Origin of the sequence: Erythrobacter sp. NE805, from assembly GCF_046452355.1 — a bacterium.
GTDB lineage: Bacteria > Pseudomonadota > Alphaproteobacteria > Sphingomonadales > Sphingomonadaceae > Erythrobacter.
The window spans coordinates 1,151,642-1,166,956 of record NZ_JBKFDI010000001.1; the positions used below are offsets into that span (position 1 = coordinate 1,151,642).

19 protein-coding genes and 1 tRNA gene are annotated in these 15,315 nt (G+C 69.9%); 4 read left to right on the forward strand and 16 right to left on the reverse strand.

Annotated features, from left to right (window positions below; genetic code table 11):
- Nucleotides 1-222: 222 nt before the first annotated feature.
- Both ACLBKU_RS05345 and ACLBKU_RS05350 read left to right on the forward strand, forming a co-directional pair.
- On the forward strand, nt 223-468 hold the full coding sequence (locus tag ACLBKU_RS05345) for a hypothetical protein (protein WP_410178499.1): 246 nt from the start codon (nt 223-225) through the stop codon (nt 466-468).
- A 36-nt stretch (nt 469-504) separates the two neighbouring features.
- Complete coding sequence (locus ACLBKU_RS05350; RefSeq protein WP_410178997.1) at nt 505-933, forward strand: nucleoside deaminase; 429 nt, start codon at nt 505-507, stop codon at nt 931-933.
- Nucleotides 934-974: 41 nt separating this feature from the next.
- On the opposite strand, the gene ACLBKU_RS05355 is transcribed toward ACLBKU_RS05350, so the two are convergent.
- The 5 genes from ACLBKU_RS05355 to nadC form a co-directional block, all read right to left on the reverse strand.
- Complete coding sequence (locus ACLBKU_RS05355) at nt 975-1,361, reverse strand: VOC family protein (RefSeq protein ID WP_410178500.1); 387 nt, start codon at nt 1,359-1,361, stop codon at nt 975-977.
- Between the two features lie 148 nt (nt 1,362-1,509).
- A complete protein-coding gene (locus ACLBKU_RS05360; protein ID WP_410178501.1) occupies nt 1,510-1,995 on the reverse strand; it encodes a hypothetical protein in 486 nt (161 codons plus the stop codon).
- A gap of 5 nt (nt 1,996-2,000) precedes the next feature.
- A complete protein-coding gene (locus ACLBKU_RS05365; RefSeq protein ID WP_410178502.1) occupies nt 2,001-2,435 on the reverse strand; it encodes a hypothetical protein in 435 nt (144 codons plus the stop codon).
- A 52-nt stretch (nt 2,436-2,487) separates the two neighbouring features.
- Nucleotides 2,488-2,910: a hypothetical protein gene (locus ACLBKU_RS05370; protein ID WP_410178503.1), complete on the reverse strand. Its 423-nt coding sequence runs from the start codon at nt 2,908-2,910 to the stop codon at nt 2,488-2,490.
- The gene (nadC, locus tag ACLBKU_RS05375; RefSeq protein WP_410178504.1) at nt 2,907-3,791 is read right to left on the reverse strand and encodes a carboxylating nicotinate-nucleotide diphosphorylase; all 885 of its coding nucleotides are present in this window, start codon (nt 3,789-3,791) and stop codon (nt 2,907-2,909) included. Before nadC ends, ACLBKU_RS05370 begins: the two co-directional genes overlap by 4 nt.
- 87 nt (nt 3,792-3,878) lie before the next feature.
- Between nadC and ACLBKU_RS05380 the strand changes: the two genes are divergently transcribed.
- Nucleotides 3,879-4,289, forward strand: a complete 411-nt coding sequence (locus ACLBKU_RS05380; RefSeq protein WP_410178505.1) for an NINE protein — start codon at nt 3,879-3,881, stop codon at nt 4,287-4,289.
- A 164-nt stretch (nt 4,290-4,453) separates the two neighbouring features.
- On the opposite strand, the gene ACLBKU_RS05385 is transcribed toward ACLBKU_RS05380, so the two are convergent.
- From ACLBKU_RS05385 to ACLBKU_RS05430, 10 genes are all read right to left on the reverse strand, one after another.
- On the reverse strand, nt 4,454-5,260 hold the full coding sequence (locus ACLBKU_RS05385) for a LytR/AlgR family response regulator transcription factor (protein WP_410178506.1): 807 nt from the start codon (nt 5,258-5,260) through the stop codon (nt 4,454-4,456).
- Nucleotides 5,257-6,477: a sensor histidine kinase gene (locus ACLBKU_RS05390; RefSeq protein WP_410178507.1), complete on the reverse strand. Its 1,221-nt coding sequence runs from the start codon at nt 6,475-6,477 to the stop codon at nt 5,257-5,259. The genes ACLBKU_RS05385 and ACLBKU_RS05390 overlap by 4 nt, the downstream gene beginning before the upstream one ends.
- A gap of 74 nt (nt 6,478-6,551) precedes the next feature.
- Nucleotides 6,552-7,535: a hypothetical protein gene (locus tag ACLBKU_RS05395; protein ID WP_410178508.1), complete on the reverse strand. Its 984-nt coding sequence runs from the start codon at nt 7,533-7,535 to the stop codon at nt 6,552-6,554.
- Nucleotides 7,535-8,245, reverse strand: a complete 711-nt coding sequence (locus tag ACLBKU_RS05400; protein WP_410178509.1) for a DsbA family protein — start codon at nt 8,243-8,245, stop codon at nt 7,535-7,537. The genes ACLBKU_RS05395 and ACLBKU_RS05400 overlap by 1 nt, the downstream gene beginning before the upstream one ends.
- 33 nt (nt 8,246-8,278) lie before the next feature.
- Nucleotides 8,279-9,646, reverse strand: a complete 1,368-nt coding sequence (locus ACLBKU_RS05405; RefSeq protein WP_410178510.1) for a M48 family metalloprotease — start codon at nt 9,644-9,646, stop codon at nt 8,279-8,281.
- 94 nt (nt 9,647-9,740) lie between these two features.
- Nucleotides 9,741-11,489: a hypothetical protein gene (locus ACLBKU_RS05410; protein WP_410178511.1), complete on the reverse strand. Its 1,749-nt coding sequence runs from the start codon at nt 11,487-11,489 to the stop codon at nt 9,741-9,743.
- 125 nt (nt 11,490-11,614) lie between these two features.
- Nucleotides 11,615-12,055, reverse strand: a complete 441-nt coding sequence (locus ACLBKU_RS05415) for a DUF2141 domain-containing protein (protein ID WP_410178512.1) — start codon at nt 12,053-12,055, stop codon at nt 11,615-11,617.
- Complete coding sequence (locus tag ACLBKU_RS05420) at nt 12,052-12,834, reverse strand: sterol desaturase family protein (RefSeq protein WP_410178513.1); 783 nt, start codon at nt 12,832-12,834, stop codon at nt 12,052-12,054. The genes ACLBKU_RS05415 and ACLBKU_RS05420 overlap by 4 nt, the downstream gene beginning before the upstream one ends.
- A gap of 46 nt (nt 12,835-12,880) precedes the next feature.
- Nucleotides 12,881-13,375 carry an MmcB family DNA repair protein gene (locus ACLBKU_RS05425; RefSeq protein ID WP_410178514.1) on the reverse strand — a complete coding sequence of 165 codons (495 nt, stop codon included), beginning with the start codon at nt 13,373-13,375 and terminating at the stop codon, nt 12,881-12,883.
- Nucleotides 13,376-13,435: 60 nt separating this feature from the next.
- Nucleotides 13,436-13,810: a hypothetical protein gene (locus ACLBKU_RS05430; RefSeq protein WP_410178515.1), complete on the reverse strand. Its 375-nt coding sequence runs from the start codon at nt 13,808-13,810 to the stop codon at nt 13,436-13,438.
- A 152-nt stretch (nt 13,811-13,962) separates the two neighbouring features.
- Here ACLBKU_RS05430 and ACLBKU_RS05435 point away from each other — a divergent pair.
- Nucleotides 13,963-14,039: transfer RNA gene (locus ACLBKU_RS05435), tRNA-Arg, on the forward strand.
- 109 nt (nt 14,040-14,148) lie between these two features.
- On the opposite strand, the gene ald is transcribed toward ACLBKU_RS05435, so the two are convergent.
- Complete coding sequence (gene ald / locus ACLBKU_RS05440; protein ID WP_410178516.1) at nt 14,149-15,243, reverse strand: alanine dehydrogenase; 1,095 nt, start codon at nt 15,241-15,243, stop codon at nt 14,149-14,151.
- Nucleotides 15,244-15,315 lie beyond the last annotated feature (72 nt).

The window sequence follows — 15,315 nt, forward strand, 5'->3', positions numbered from 1 at the left end:
TCGGGCCAAGGCAAGGAAAGCGGCGCGCATAACGGGGCTGGCCCGAATCGTCAAGCGCGTTGCGAGCGCGGGCGCTCGCGCTCCGCCCCGGCCCGTCGTGCACCGGCCACGATTTGCGACGAGCCTAACGCATGTCATGGCCGGAATGCTCCCCACGCCGTGCACTCGCCCCCAGAACGGGCGGATCGGCCGCCCGCGCGGTCGCCTGAAGGAGAACCGACAATGAAGCGAATCATCACCGCCGCCCTCATCGCCCCCTTGGCAATCGGCCTTGCCGCGTGCGATGTCGACCAGACCAAGGAGGCCGAGCTCCCGGAGGTCGACGTGAAGGGCGGACAAGTCCCTGAATTCGATGTCGAAACCGCGGACGTGGATGTCGGCACCAAGAAGACCGAGATCGAGGTTCCGGATGTCGATGTCAAAATGCCCGGCGACGCCAAGGGGACCCCGGTCACCGGCAACGAGTAACCGCTTGCAAAGGCGCGGGGCGTGATCCGCTCGTTCATGCCCCGCGCGCTGGCGCAGGCGCGCGCCGCCGCTGCCGCGGGCGAGGTGCCGATCGGCGCGGTGGTGGTGAAGGACGGCGCGGTCGTCGCCGAGGCGCACAATGCCCCCCGCGCGCGGCACGATCCGACCGCCCATGCCGAGATCCTCGCGATCCGCCGTGCCGCGGAAACCCTGCAAGATGAACGCCTTGCCGGCTGCGAGCTGTGGGTCACGCTCGAGCCTTGCGCGATGTGCGCCGGAGCCATCGCCCATGCCCGGATCGCGCGCCTCTACTACGCCGCCGCCGATCCCAAGGGGGGTGCGGTCGAGCACGGGGCGCGGGTCTTCGACCAGCCGCAATGCCTCCACCGCCCCGAGGTCTACACCGGCATCGGCGAGGAGGACGCGGCGGGTCTGCTGCGCGAGTTCTTCCGGGAGCGGCGCTAGGAGTTCTTGTCGGCCTACCGCTTCGCCAACCGACGCCGGCCCTAGTCGACCGGCGGCACGCCCGGCGGATAGTAGGTAAACTCCACGCGCAATCCATCGGGATCGGGCACGAACAGCGCGGTGATGCCCGGCTCGAAGGTCTGGAGCCGCGCCTCGATCCCGGCCGCTTCCAGCTCCGCGGCCAGTGCGCGGACCGCCTCGGGGCTGGGTGCGGCGAAGCCGAAATGGTTGAGCCCCGGGGCATAGCGGCCGTAGTCGCCCGTCCCCTCCTTTGCCTTGCCGAACTGGATATGGAGCCCGGCCGCATTGGCCCAGATGTGCGCCTTCTTCTGCGTGAATCCCAGTCGCGGCAGCAGGAATTCGTAGAATGCCGCGGCCGCGCCGGGGTCGCGCGAGAGGATGGTGAGATGGTCGAGGGCGAAGGTCATGGGGCGCGTCCTTGAAGCGGCGGGAGGCGATGTTTCACGTGAAACAGTCGTGATATGGGGGGGCTGGCGGGGGTCTGGAAGAGGCTGGAGGGGGGCTAAACGGGCTTCGGGCGAGGCTGAAGGCCGGCAAGGGCGGACCGGAACCTGCCTAGGGCGTGACGACATGCGCCCGGGTGCAGGCTTCGGGCTCGCGCTCGCTGAAGGCCGCGAAGCTGTGCGTCCGATAGGGCGCGAAGCGGTCGAGGTAGAAGGACCATACCGCCCGGTCCGTCCCGTCGGCCGGATCGAGCTCCGGTCCGCCGGGCGCTACGGCGAGAGCGAAATTGGCGGTCTGTCCCGGACAGGCGTCGCCGAAGCGCCGGTCCCACGTGAGTTGACGCGCTGCCTCGAGATCCCAGGTGCGCAGGTCCTTCACCAGAGCCAGCCGCGCCCGCCCCCTCTCGCAGGTCACCGCATAGAGGCACACCTTCTGCCCCGGCGCGCGCTCGCGGACGTACCAGCGTGCGGAGGCGACCAACTCCTCCTTCGAGAGGTTCGCCCAGGAGAGGTAGCGCGACAGGTAGTCGTAGCCGATCCCCCCGGCGAGGATCAGCAGGACGATCCCCAGGCAGCCTATCGCGAGCCGGCGCGCCATTGCGCCTATTCGAAGACGTCGGGGTCCATTCCTTGCGTGCCTTGCTTGAACCACGCATTGGCGTCGGGGCGGAACAGGAACCACAGCATCGCCGCCTGCACCGCCGCCGAGATCACCGCGACCGCCAGCGACGCCGGGGGCACGCTCGCCATCATGAAGGAGAAGGGCAGCGTCACCAGCCCGAAGCCGGTCATCACGGTGACGATCCAGCGCGCCGCGTTGCTTGCGCGGCGCGAGACGAAGTACCACAGCAGCAGCGCTATCGCGGTGCTGATCGCATAGGCCCCGATCACGAAGGTCGACCCGCCAAGCCGCGCGGCGGTGGCATCGGCCTCGAGTTGCTGGATCGAGGTCTCGTAGTTGATCGCAAGGCCGACGAACCCGAGCGCGAGCGTGGCGAAATAGAGCTGGTCGAAACGGATGATGGACTGCGGCCGCATGTGTGATCCCCTGTTGCTGGCGCGTCGAGGCTAACGGGTTGGCCGCAAATGTCTATTCGAAGATCGCAGGCCCGTCTTCCGGCGGCTCTTCCTCGGGCTGGCCCGCGAACCAGCGCGCGGCGGCGGGCGTGAGGAGGCTCGCCATCGCCGTCACCACCAGCACCGTTCCGGCGAGCGCGGTGCCATCGAACATGACGAGCCGCACCGCGCCCATGCACAGCACCAGCCAGCGAGCGAAGCGCGCCGCGAAGAGGGTGATCCAGGCGAGCGGGATCAGCGCGATGGTGAACTCCGCCGAGAGCGCGACGATCGCCGCATCGCGGCTCCATGGCAGCCACGGGGCGAGCGCGGCATAGGTCGCCTGCGCCAACGCGAGATCGTCGAGCCCGCGCAGCAGCCGCAGCAGCGCGGCGGCGAGGAAGGCGGCGGCGAAGATGCGGATCGCGAGCGGCCGGGGGCCGCGCCTCGCCCTCATAGCGGCAGGAAGTCGAGGCCGATGTCGGCGGCGGGCGCGCTCTGGGTGAGGCGCCCGACCGAGATGTAGGTGACCCCGCTCGCGGCCTTGGCGGCGATGGTGTCGAGGTTGACGCCCCCGCTCGCCTCGGTCGGCACGCGGCCCGCGACGATCCCCACTGCCTCGGCCAGCGTGGCCGGGTCCATGTTGTCGAGCAGCAGGTGATGCGCGCCCGCCGCGAGTGCAGGCTCGATCTGGTCGAGCCGGTCGACCTCGCAAATGATCCGCTCGACCCCCGCCTTGCGCGCGCGGCGCACCGCCTCGCCGACGCTCCCGGCGACCGCGACGTGGTTGTCCTTTATCATCGCCGCATCCCATAGCCCCATGCGGTGATTCTGCGCCCCGCCCATCCGGGTCGCGTATTTCTCGAGCACGCGCAGGCCGGGGATGGTCTTGCGCGTGTCGAGCAGGATGCAGGTCGCGCTGCCCTCCCCGTTTCCGTGGCCGCGCATCGCATCGACATAGGCGCGGGTCAGCGTGGCGATGCCGGAGAGGTGCTGGACGATGTTGAGCGCCGAGCGCTCGGCGGTGAGCAGCGCGCGGGCGCGCCCCTCGATCCGCATCAGGTCGGTGCCGGGGGCGACGCGCGCGCCGTCCGCGACGAGGGGCTCGATGCGGCACTCGGGATCGAGGTGGCGGAAGAAGGCCTCGGCGAGCGGCAGGCCCGCGACGGTCACCCCCTCGCGGCTGTCCATCACGCCCGAAAAGCGCGCCTCGGCCGGAATGACGCTCTCGCTGGTCACGTCGCGGCCCCCGCCGGGGAGCCCCACCCCGAGGTCCTCGGCGAGGGTTTCGCGGACGAAGGTCGCGAGGTCGAAGCCGGGGAGGGTGAAATCGGTCATGGCCTCAGGAGCTTGGGTGAGAAAAAATTGCTGCCAATATGGCTAGATTTGCATACGCGGGCGGTCGCGGTCCGTTTCTGCATCATCATGGCATATAGCGGACCGGACAACATGGAAAAGCGCAATGGCGCCGGCAACAAGCTGGCGCTGAGCTATCGCGAGCGGATGGAGATCGAGTTCCAGCTCGCCGGTCGCAAGCCGAGGGCGCTCGAGGCCTATGTGCGGTGCATCGCGCTCGGGATGTTTGGCGCGCACCGCTTTTATCTCGGGGACCGCGCGACGGGGAAGCGGATGCTGATGCTCGGCCTCACTGTCGTGGGGCTTCCGGTGAGCTTCGCCTGGGCGCTGCGCGACCTGTTCCGGTTGAACGCGCTGATCGAGGCGCGCACCGAGGCGATCTACGCCGAGCTGCTCGCCGAGGCCCTCGACAAGGCCAACCGCCCCGAGGGAGACGCCAGGGATGAGCGGACCCGGAGGCGGGAGCGGCGCACCGGCTGAGCGATCCGGGGCGGGGAGGCTGGCTGGCGGGCCGCATGACCAGGCCTTATCCGTTCGCCTCGAGCGTAGTCGAGAGGCGCTTGCGAGCGAGGTGTCTCGCGTTCTGCCTTCGGCAGTGCTGCGCGTCTAGCGCGGACGGGGGCGCGCAGGCGCCCCCGCAAACATCAGTGCACGAAGCGCGCCACCACGTCGCGGTAGCTGCGCGAGACTTTCACCTCGGCGCCGCTGTCGAGCACCAGGAAGCACTCGCCGTTGGTGTGGGGCTTGACCTGCCGCACGAGATCGAGGTTGACGATCGTCGAGCGGTGGACGCGCTGAAACTTCCTCGGATCGAGGCGGCGCTCGAGGTCCTTCATCGTCTCGCGCAACACCAGCGAATTGTCGCCGGTCGAGATGATCATGTAGTCGCCCGCGGCCTCGATGTGCTCGATCGTGTCGACCTCGACGCGGAAGATCTGGCCGCGGTCCTTGACGTTGATGAGCTTCTCGAAGCGGTCCGCGCTTTCGGTGGTGGTGGCGGTCGCTTCGGCGAAGTCGGCGGCGCGCTCGGGGGCGATCTCGGAGAGCACGTCGAGCAGCTGCCCGGCATCCTCGGCCGATTTCTTCTCCGAGATGCGCTGGCGCACCCGCTCGATGGTGTCGGCGAGCTTCTGCTCGTCGACCGGCTTCATGAGATAGTTGACCGCGTTCGCCTCGAAGGCGCGGATCGCGTGTTCCTCGTAGGCGGTGACGAAGACGAACAGCGGGGGCTCTATCTCCATCACGCCCTTGACGACGGAAAAGCCGTCGAAGCCGGGCATCTGGATGTCGAGGAAGACGAGATCGGGCTTCTCGGTCTTGATCTTGCGGATCGCCTCGCGCCCGTTGGCGCAGGTGTCGATGATCTCGACGTCCTCGAACGGCTGGAGCCGCAGCTGGAGGCCCTGGATGGCGAGTTTCTCGTCGTCGACGAGGATGGTTCTGATGGTCATGCGGGGGTTCCGATGGTTCTCTGAGTGGGGTTGAGGGGTATGATGTTGTCGCTCCCGCCCGGCGCAGCCCCGACTGCTGCTGCGGGTGCTGCCGCCTCCTGGGCTCTTGCGGCCCGAGTGAAGGGAATCTCGATCAGCACGGTAAAGCCGCCCCCTGCTTCGGATCTGGTCTCGAAAAGGTGATTGTCCCCATAGGCCTGCCCAAGGCGATTACGTATGTTAGCAAGTCCGACGCCGGTCGATACGGGCTGGCCGGGCACCGGCTCCGCCGTCTGCGCGAGATAGCGCGGCACGTCCTCGACCCCCGGCCCGGTGTCCTCGACGGTGAGCCTCAGGCGCTCGCCGATGACGCGCGCGGTGATGGCGATCTGCGCGCCTTCCTCCTGCGGGCTGACGGCATACTTGATCGCATTCTCGACCAGCGGCTGGAGCAGCATCGCCGGCAGCTGGGCGGCCATCGCCGCCTCCTCGAGATCGAACCGGGTGCGGAGCCGCTCCTCGAAGCGCATCCGCTCGATGTCGAGGTAGAGCTGGAGCGTCTCCACCTCCTGCGCGAGGGTGACCTGGCTGCCGGGCTCGGCGACCAGCGTGTGCCTGAGGAAGCCCGAAAGCCGCGTGAGCATCGCGTTGGCGGGCTCGGTCTGCTTCAGCAGCACCAGCGTCGAGATCGAGTTCAGCGTGTTGAACAGGAAGTGCGGGTTGAGCTGGTAGCGCAGCATCGCGAGCTGCGCGGCGGTGGCCTGCGCCTCGAGCCGCTCGAGCCGGTCGGCCTGCTGTTCCACCGTCAGGAAGAAGTTGATCGCGTAGTAGAGCGCGCTCCACCCGCCGAGCAGGGTCAGCGGCAAATACAGGAGCCCGATCAGCCGCTGCGCGAAGGTCGTGTCGCGCGTCCCGGCGTAATAGACCCCCTGCACCCAGGCGTCGATCGAGGCGTGGAGCAGCACCGCGAACATCAGCACCACCGCGGTCAGCCCCCAGGTGACGAGCGGCTGCTGGTGGATGAGGCTGCGGTAGATCACCGAGAGAATCAGGCTGATCGAGAAGCCGGTGATCGTCGTCACCAGGATCAGCGCGAGCAGGTCCAGGGGCTGCTGGTTGGCGAGCGCCGAGACTGCGCGCAGCAGGAAGGCCGCGCCCCAGCCGGCCAGCTGGAGGTTCCAGAACGCCCGGTTCTTGCTCGCGAAGAACGGCGCCGCCTGGATCTGGAGCACTGCCATAGGCGGAACGGTCTAACGCATTTCGTCGCAAACCACACTTCTATTCGGTCGCATCGCCTCGGACGAGCAACGCTTCAGCGCGGGGGATCGATCGCCCGGACGAAATGCCGGCGCCAGTCGGCCTTGCCCTCGCGTGCCAGCGCCGCACGGACCAGCGGCACCTCGGCGGCGATCGTCTCGGCGCGCTCGTCCCAGCCGTCGTGGGTGCGGCGCAGCCTGAGGCCGCCGTCGTGCTTCGATCCCCAGCGCGTCATGTAGGCGACCGCGTCGGCCGGATCGAACCCGGCATTGGCGAAGAGCCAGGGGATCAGCCGGTCGGCCTCGCGCTCGATCCGGCGCACGTTGCGGTCGGAGCGGCCGTTGCGGTCCAGCCACTCGTCGTGGCCGAGCACGTTGTGCGCAAGCTCGTGCGCGACGGTCCCGGCGAACACCGCGTCGAGCGGGTCGGCGAGGGTCGGGGCGTCGATCCCGATGACCACCCGCGCCCCGTCGGCGACCGCGGTGTCGCTGCCGCTCAGCAGCTCGAAGCGGCTGGCACAGACGTGGGCCGGGGCGAGCCGCGCAGTCTCGCCGTCGGCGAAGGTGACGGCGATGCCGCCGTGCTCGGTCAGCATCGCCTCGACATGGTCGTGCGCGCGGGCGAGCCGCTGCCAGTCGGTCGGCGGGCTTGCCGGCCACGCGTTCGGATCGAAGCGCTCGAGCGCGACGATCTCGCGGTTGCGGGTGAAGGCGCCCGAGAGCGCCGCGGGCGAGCCGGAGGCGGCGGTCTCGACCGCGAAATCGCCCTTGAGCCCGAGCGCGCGGCGCGCCACCTCGGGCGCGCCGTAGCTCGCCATGTCCTGCATTTGCAGCCCGATCGAGGGCACCACCTTCGGGCAGAATTCGGCGTTGGCGCGGGCGAGCTTCCAGCCCATGTCCTGGAGCCGCTGGTCGGCGTCCTGGTAGCGGGCGATCGCCGCGCGCTCGGCGGCGTAGTCGACCTGCGCGGCCGGCGGAGCCTCGGCGCCGGGCGAGGCGGCGGCCAGCACGGCCGCCAGCGCAGCAGCCGGCGCGCGCATCAGACCGGCTTGCCGGCCTCGTCCAGCGCGGCCTTCAACTTGTCGTAGCCGACCGCCCCACCGAACGGCTTCTGCCCCGCGATCCACGCCGGCGTGCCGGTGAAGCCCAGCGCGCGGGCATGGTCGAGGTTGCGCGCGATCTCGGTCGAAACCGCGTCCGAGGCGGCGTCGGCCTCGGCGCGGGCCATGTCGAGCCCGGCGGCGCGCGCGGCGGCCATGACGTCCTTGGTCGCGAACATCGCATCGTGGAAGGCGCGGTACTTGCCCTGCAATCCGGCGGCGAGCGCCATGCGCGAGGCGACGTCGGAGCCCTCGAAGATCGGCCATTCGCGGATCACGACCTTCAGTTCCGGGTCCTCGGCGATCAACCGGTTCACGTCCTTGAGGCTCGCCTCGCAATAGGGGCAATTGTAGTCGGTGAACTCGACCAGGACCTTCTTGCCGTTGGGGTTGCCGAGGATCACGCCGGGGAAGGGCTCGAACACCTGCCCGCCCATCTGCGCGAGGCGCTTGGCGGCCTCCTGCTCCTCGTAGGCCTGCGCCATCTGGGGCAGGATGTCGGGGTTGCCCATCAGGAAGGAGCGGGTGCGGTTGTCGGCGAGCCCGCTGTAGGACCACGCCGCCGCGCCGAGGAACCCGAAGGTCAGCGCGAGGCAAGCGGTCAGCAGCGTCTGGCGCAGCACGGAAGGCGGATCGTTGGGCGGGGACATCGGGCGCTTTCTGGCGAGGTTTCGGGCTCAGCCCTAGCGTTTCTTCTTCATCCGTTCCAGTTCGCCGCGCGCTTCGAGCGCGACGTCCTGCGCGCGGATCCAGTCCGCCGAGCCGTAGGGCAGGTAGGCCTCGGCCGCCTGCGCGCTGGCGAGCGCCTGCGGATACTGGCGGTTCATCACCTGCACCTCGGCGCTCGCGAGCCGCGCGCGGGGCATATCGCCGCGGGCCTCGTAGACGACGCCGAGCTGGTACCAGGCGAAGGGATTGTAGCGGTCCTTCTGCACCGAGGCGCGCAGCACGGTCTCGGCCTCGGGGAAGTTCGCCGGGTTCTCGGTCGCGATCAGCGCATGGCCGAGCAGCCCGGCGATCAGCGGATGCGCGCGGGTCAGCTCGGTCGCGCGGCGCAGCGGCACGAGTGCGTCGGTGGGGCGCCCGCTCTCGAGCAGCACCTGCCCCTTCAGCTCGAGGAACCACGGATTGTCGGGCTCCCTCGCGAGCAGCGCGTCGGTCTCGGCGAGCGCGAGGTCGACGCGCGCGTCCTTGTGATAGGCATAGGCGCGCGCATAATGCGCCGCGACCGACTGGTCGGTGAGCGGAAACTCGGCGAGGGTGCGGGCAGGCGGGTTGAGGTAGCCGTAGAGCTTGGCCTTGGCGCGCACGAAGCGCTCCTGGAGGTCGGCGTCGGGCGGGGCGTCCCACGCTGCGTCCTTGTCGACGAGGCCGCGCAGCACCTGGATGCGGTCGCCGGTCAGCGGGTGGGTGCGCGCATAGGCGGATTCGTCGGCCTGACTGTAGCCGGCGCGGATCTCGTTGCCGCGCAGCTTCTCGAAGAAGGCGATCATCCCCTTGCCGCTGATCCCCGCGCCCGCGAGGTAGCGGGTGCCGGCAAGGTCGGTGGCCGCCTCCTGGTCGCGGTTGAAGGAGAGGTAGCTGCCCATCGCCGCCTGCTGCCCGGCGGCGATCACGCCCATGCCGGCCTCGCCCGCTCCCGCAAGCGCCGCGCCGACGCCGAGCAGCAGCGAGAGGATCGAGATGCCGTTCGCCGCCTTGCTGCGCTCGGCGGCGCGCACGGCGTGGCCGGCGGTGATGTGGCCCAATTCGTGGGCGAGCACGCCCTGCACCTCGTTGGCGGTGTCGGCGGCGCTCAAGAGGCCGGTGTGGACGTAGATCGCCTGCCCGCCGGCGACGAAGGCGTTGATCGATTCGTCGTTGATCAGCACGACCTCGACCTGCCCCGGCCCGAGCTCGCTCGCCTCGACCAGCGGGCCCAGCATGTCCTGAAGGAGCTGCTCGGTCTCGGCATCGCGCAGGATCGACTGCGCCGCGACCGGCTGGGCCGCGACGACGAGGCTCGCCAGGAGGCCGAGCGCAAAGGCGACAGGAGAGGTGCGACCGCGCATCGGGCGCGATCCTAGTGCACTGGCGGCTGAACGCAATGTGAAGCTGGGTGCCTGTGGCGGCGCAGACCTCGCGCGTCAGCGCGACGACGAACTGCTATCCCACCACCTTCTTCGCGGCGCGTTCGATCATCGCGACGTCCTCGGGGACCTCGGCGAGGATCTCCGCGCAGCCGATCTCGTCGCGGCGGATCAGCACCAGCGCGAATTCGCTGGCGCCGCCGTCGAGGTCCTCGAGGCTGATCGCCTCGAGCGCCCGCAGCGCCTGGGCGAGCGCCTCGCGCACCGCCGCGGGGTCCTCGACCGGCTTGCCCTGCTGCTCGCGGCGCAGGCGGCGCTCGGCCTTGACGATCGCCTTCACCCCGCCCTCGGTCTCGCCGAGATAGGCGGCGAGGCTCCCGCGCGCGAGCTTGAGGCGGTGCGCGTGGGTCAGCACCGCGGCATATTCGGTGAGGCGCGTCTTGTCGTAGTCGTGCCCGAAGACGAGCTTGACCACCGGGGTCATCGGCGCGCGCTCCTGCACGGTGAGACCGGCATCGGCGATCAGTTCGGCATAGTCCTCCGGCGCGGCGGCGGCGAGGAGCGAGAAGTCGTAGGCGCGGCTCACTGCGGCATAGAGCGCGGTGCGGCTGCGGTCCTCGGTCGAATCCGCCGCGCGGGCGAGTTCGCGCGCTGCGGCGAGGCAGTCGTAGAGGCCCCCCGCTGCGCCGTCTTCCTCGTCAGGGGCGTCCTCGGCGAGAACCGGCGCTTCGGGCTCCTCGTGCTCCGGCTCCGGCTCGGGCTCGGGTTCCACGGCGACGGGTTCGTCGAAGGCCTCGAGCGGCGCCGCGACCTCCTCGAGCGCGTATTCCGGCGCAGGCTCGACGTCGAACTCCGGCTCGGCGAAGGTCTCTTCCGCGATGGCGACCGGTTCGAAGGCGGTCAGGTCGATCGCCTTCTTGGCGGGCGCCTCGATATAGTCGGCCAGCGAAGCGAAGTTGTAGCCCGCGCTCTCGGGTTCGCCCTCGTCCTCGTCGTATTCCTCTTCATCGTCGAGCGCATATTGCCCGAAGTCCGGCAGGCTCCCTTCGAGTGCCGCGTCGAGGCGCCCGAAGGCGCCCGCGTAGGGGTCGTAGGTCGGGGCGAGCGTCTCCTCGCCGTTCTCGTAGGCGGGCGAATCCGCCCAGTCGGTGACCGGCTCGGCCTCGCGCCGCAGCGGCTCCTCCTCCTCCTCCTCGGCCAGCTCCATCGCCGCGCCGAGGTCGAGCGCCTGGTCGATCTCGAGCAGCAGCTCGTCCGCAGTCAGCTGGTCGGCCATCTCCTTCCAGTTGATGACCCCGTAGATGTAGTCGATCGTCGCATCGTCGCTCGAATAGGGCAGCAGGATTCCGCGGTAGAGGATCGCGACGCCGGCGTGGTTCACGAACTCGGCCTCGAAGCCGATCGGCGCCTGGTTGGCGAGGATCTGCATGTAATGATCGGTGATACGGCTCAGGAGCGAGCGCGGCGGCACGTCCGAAAGGCGGGTGATCACCGAGGGCGGCGAGCATTCCTTGGCAAGCTTCTCGCCGAGGTAGCGCACCTTCGGGTCCTCGATTCCCGCCGTGAAGTCGAGCAGCACCGAATGCGGGCCGAAGTCCGGCTGGTCGGCAGGCTGGAGGTCGGCGATGTTCGGGAACATCCGCTCGCCGAGCAGGCCTGCCCAGTGGTTGTAGGCGCGCACCTGCATGCGCCGCTCGTCGCGGCCGATCGATTCGGGCGGAAGGTCGCGCGCCGGAGCGGCGGCAGCGGCGTCCTCGTCCTCGGAAGCGTCCCAGCTTCGATCCGCAAGTCCCTCGGAATCGAAGGTGCCGCGCAGAGTGTCCATGGCTGTGAATCCGCCCCTTGGTGAACCTTTGTCGCCCGGTTCTGGCGAGGCGTGGTAAACATCACGTAAACGGTGGTTGCTTTCGATCGCGCTGGCGCGCGATGCAGACCGCCCGAAAGGTGGCCCTAAAGAAAATACCGCATCTTGATGGTCACCCTGCTCGTCCCCTCGCCGATCGCGAAGACCGCGTCGGTGAACTTGGGCGGCGCCATCTTCACCGGGGCATCGCGCGAGAAGCCGTAGCCTTCCTTGGGCATCATCCCCATCGCGCGGTCGGCCTTGCCGTTGTCGTTCTCGTCGTGGAGCAGCGCAATCGCGTATTGCCCCGGCTTGACCCCGGCGAAGCGGATCTCGACCTTGCCGCTCGCCGGAACCACCGTGCGAAAGGCGGTCGGGTCCTTGATGCACTTGGGGAAAATGTCCGAGCGGGTCGTCATGCAGGCGCGCACCACGCCCTTGGTGGAGCGCAGGTCGGTGACGGTGATGACCACCTCCCCCGCCTGCGCCGGCGCGGCCGCGGCGAGCGCACCCGCGATCCCCGCGAAGCTGAGGCCGAGCGCCCTCATTCCGCCGGCACCGCCGCCGCGCCGCCGTGCCCGGCCTCGGCGACGATCCGCTTCGACAGCCCCCGGTCCGTCCCGCAGAGCCGGTCCCACACCCGGAAATAGAGCCCGTAATTGCATCTGTATTCCTCGTGATGCCGCTCGTGATGGCTGGCGGTTATCAGCCATTCCCCCAACGGCGAGTGAACGATCCAGCGGGGAAACATCTCCCAGCCCATGTGGTTGGTGACCCCCATCACCGTGGCGATGGTGAGCACCAGGCCGAGCAGGCCGACATGGATCGGCACGAGGAACACCAGAAGGGGCACGACGATCGCCCCCGTCACCGCCTCGACCGGGTGGAAGCTCATCGCGGTCCACGCGGTCGGCGGGCGGCTCTCGTGGTGGACCGCGTGGGCGATCCGGAACCACTTCGGCCGGTGCATCCAGCGGTGGCTCCAGTAGAAGCAGGTGTCCTGGACGAACAGGTAGACGAGCACCGAGAGCGGGTGCCACCACAAGGGCAGCGCGCTCCAGTCGGCGGTGAGCAGCGTCCAGTCGTGCTGGCGCCAGCCCCACAGCACGATGCCTGCCGGGGTGCCGTAGATCGCCGCGGAGAGCAGCGACCAGCGCACCTCGCGGCGGATCTGGGCGGCGCGGCCCGCATAGAGCCCCGGGCGCATCCTCGCGGTCGCCCATGCGAAGGCGCCGCTGGTGAGGACATAGCGCAGGGCTACGATCGCGGTAACGGTGATGCTGACGATCAGCAGCGCCAGCGGGATCGGGGTGTCGGCGGGGAGCATTGCTGCCCGGCTATGCCGCAAATGTGCGCGGCAAAACAGCGTTAAGTCAGCCTTGTGCGTCGTGCGCCCCCGCGAGCGGGTCGAGCAGCGCGGTGTGCCGCCGCATCGCCACCCTTGCGAGGTGCTCGACCTGGGTCTTGCGGCGCGCCGCGGCGAGCGGCTCCAATGCGGCGGGACGCAGGATCTCGGCGTCATAGCCGTCGGCGACGATCACCCCGCAGGTCGCCGGACGATAGGCCTCGGTCTCGAGCGGCGCGCGGTCGAGCCCCGGGGGCAGGCCCCAGTAGAAGCGGTCGCAGTAGTCGAGGTAGTCGGGCCACTTGGCATCGCCGAGCAGGTCGGAGCGCGCGACCTTGATCTCGACGATCACGATCAGCCCCTTGGCATCGACCCCCATCAGATCGGCGCGGCGGCCGTTCCTGAGCGGCACCTCGGACAGGCACCAGATGTCGTTGCGCGCGAACAGACGGCAGATGCCGCGCGCGACCTCGCTCGCGGCGAGGCTCGGCGAATCGGGCGGGGCGAGCGGGGCGTCGGACATCGCCCAGCGTTGGAACGGATCGGGAACGGCGTCAACCCCGCTCGGGGCAGCGCGGCGGGGTCAGCCCGCGAGCACCGCGACCATCGCCGCGCGCGCCGCGTGGAACTCGCGCCACAGCACCAGCGCCGGGGCCGAGGCGTCCTGCCCGCGCCGCGAGAGGGTGGCGAGCGCGGTCAGCCCGGTGTCGAGCATCGCCGCGCAATCCCCGAGGGTCTGCGCCACCAGCACGCGCTGCGCGGGGCGGGCGCGGGCGATCACCGCGCCGATCTCGCCGCGGATCTCGACCGGCTCGGGCGCGAGCCGCGCGAGCAGCGCCACCGCCGCCGCCTTGCCGTGGAGCGCGACCAGCGCCTCGGCGAGCGCCTCGGGCGCGACATCCTCCGGCGGCGCCGCGGCGGCGGGCGGAAGAATCGGCTGAGGGGGGAGCGATGCCATGCCATGGAGCCTATGGCCGTATGCTTGCCGACAGGTTAACTCCGCCCCCGCCAGGCTCCTCGGTAAGCGCCCGAGAATTGTCTGGCGCCCCGCACCGCCTCTTGCTAAGCGCCGCGCCGCACGCGACAATGCGCGCAAGGCTCCGGCCGCAGGCACCCGTAGCTCAGCTGGATAGAGCGCTGCCCTCCGAAGGCAGAGGTCACAGGTTCGAATCCTGTCGGGTGCGCCACCGGATAGCCTTCCGCGAGGCGACCCTTTCTCCCACCGCGTCTCCCGCACATGCGCGCCGCGTCCTTCGCCGATGCCAACCCGCTTCGGTGTTTGCCGCCCCACCCGCCTTAGCCGAGCGGGAGGCCCAGCGCCTCGGCGACCGCCGGGTGGGTGATCTTTCCGCCCGCGACGTTGAGCCCGGCGGCAAGGTGCGGGTCGGCGGCCATCGCCGCCTCGGCCCCGAGGTTCGCGAGCTTCAGCGCGTGCGGCAGCGTCACGTTGCCGAGCGCGATGGTCGAGGTGCGGGCGACCGCGCCGGGCATGTTGGCGACGCAGTAGTGGATCACCCCGTCGACCTCGAACACCGGGTCCTCGTGGGTGGTGGGATGCGAGGTCTCGAAGCACCCGCCCTGGTCGATCGCGATGTCGACCAGCACCGCGCCCTTGCGCATCGTCCCGATCATTGCGCGGGTGACGAGCTTCGGCGCGGCGGCGCCCGGCACCAGCACCGCGCCGATCACGAGGTCGGCCTCGCGCACCGCCTCGGCGATGGCGGCGGAGGAAGCGAAGGCGGTCTTCAATTGCGCACCGAACAGCGCGTCGATCTCGGCGAGGCGGCGGGCGGAGATGTCGAAGATCGTCACGTCGGCACGCAGGCCGACCGCCATCTGCGCGGCGTTGAGGCCCGCGACCCCGCCGCCGAGGATCACCACCCGGCCCGGCTCGACCCCCGGCACCCCGCCGAGCAGCACGCCGCGCCCGCCCTGGTGCTTCTCGAGGTAGTGCGCCCCGCACTGGACGCTCATCCGCCCGGCGACCTCGGACATGGGCTTCAGGAGCGGCAGCGAGCCGTCGGGCGCGGTCACCGTTTCATAGGCGATCGCCGTGGCGCCGCTCGCCATCAGCCCCTCGGCCTGCGGCTTGTCGGCGGCGAGGTGGAGGTAGGTGAAGAGCAGGTGGTGCGGGCGCAACATCGCGATCTCGGTGGGCTGCGGCTCCTTGACCTTGACGATCATCTCGGCGGCCGCGAACACCGCGGGCGCATCGGGGAGGATGCGCGCGCCAGCGGCCTCGTAGGCGGCGTCGGCGAAGTCGACCCCTGCGCCGGCCCCGGCCTGCACCGCCACCTCGTGCCCCGCGCGCACCAGTTCGGCGACCGCGGCCGGGGTGAGGCCGACGCGGTACTCGTTGTTCTTGATCTCGGTGGGAACGCCGATGCGCATGGGTCTCTCCTGCCTGTCCTGTGCCCGCGGGTTTAGCAGGAGCGCGGCGGGCGATCTTCGCAATGATCGGCG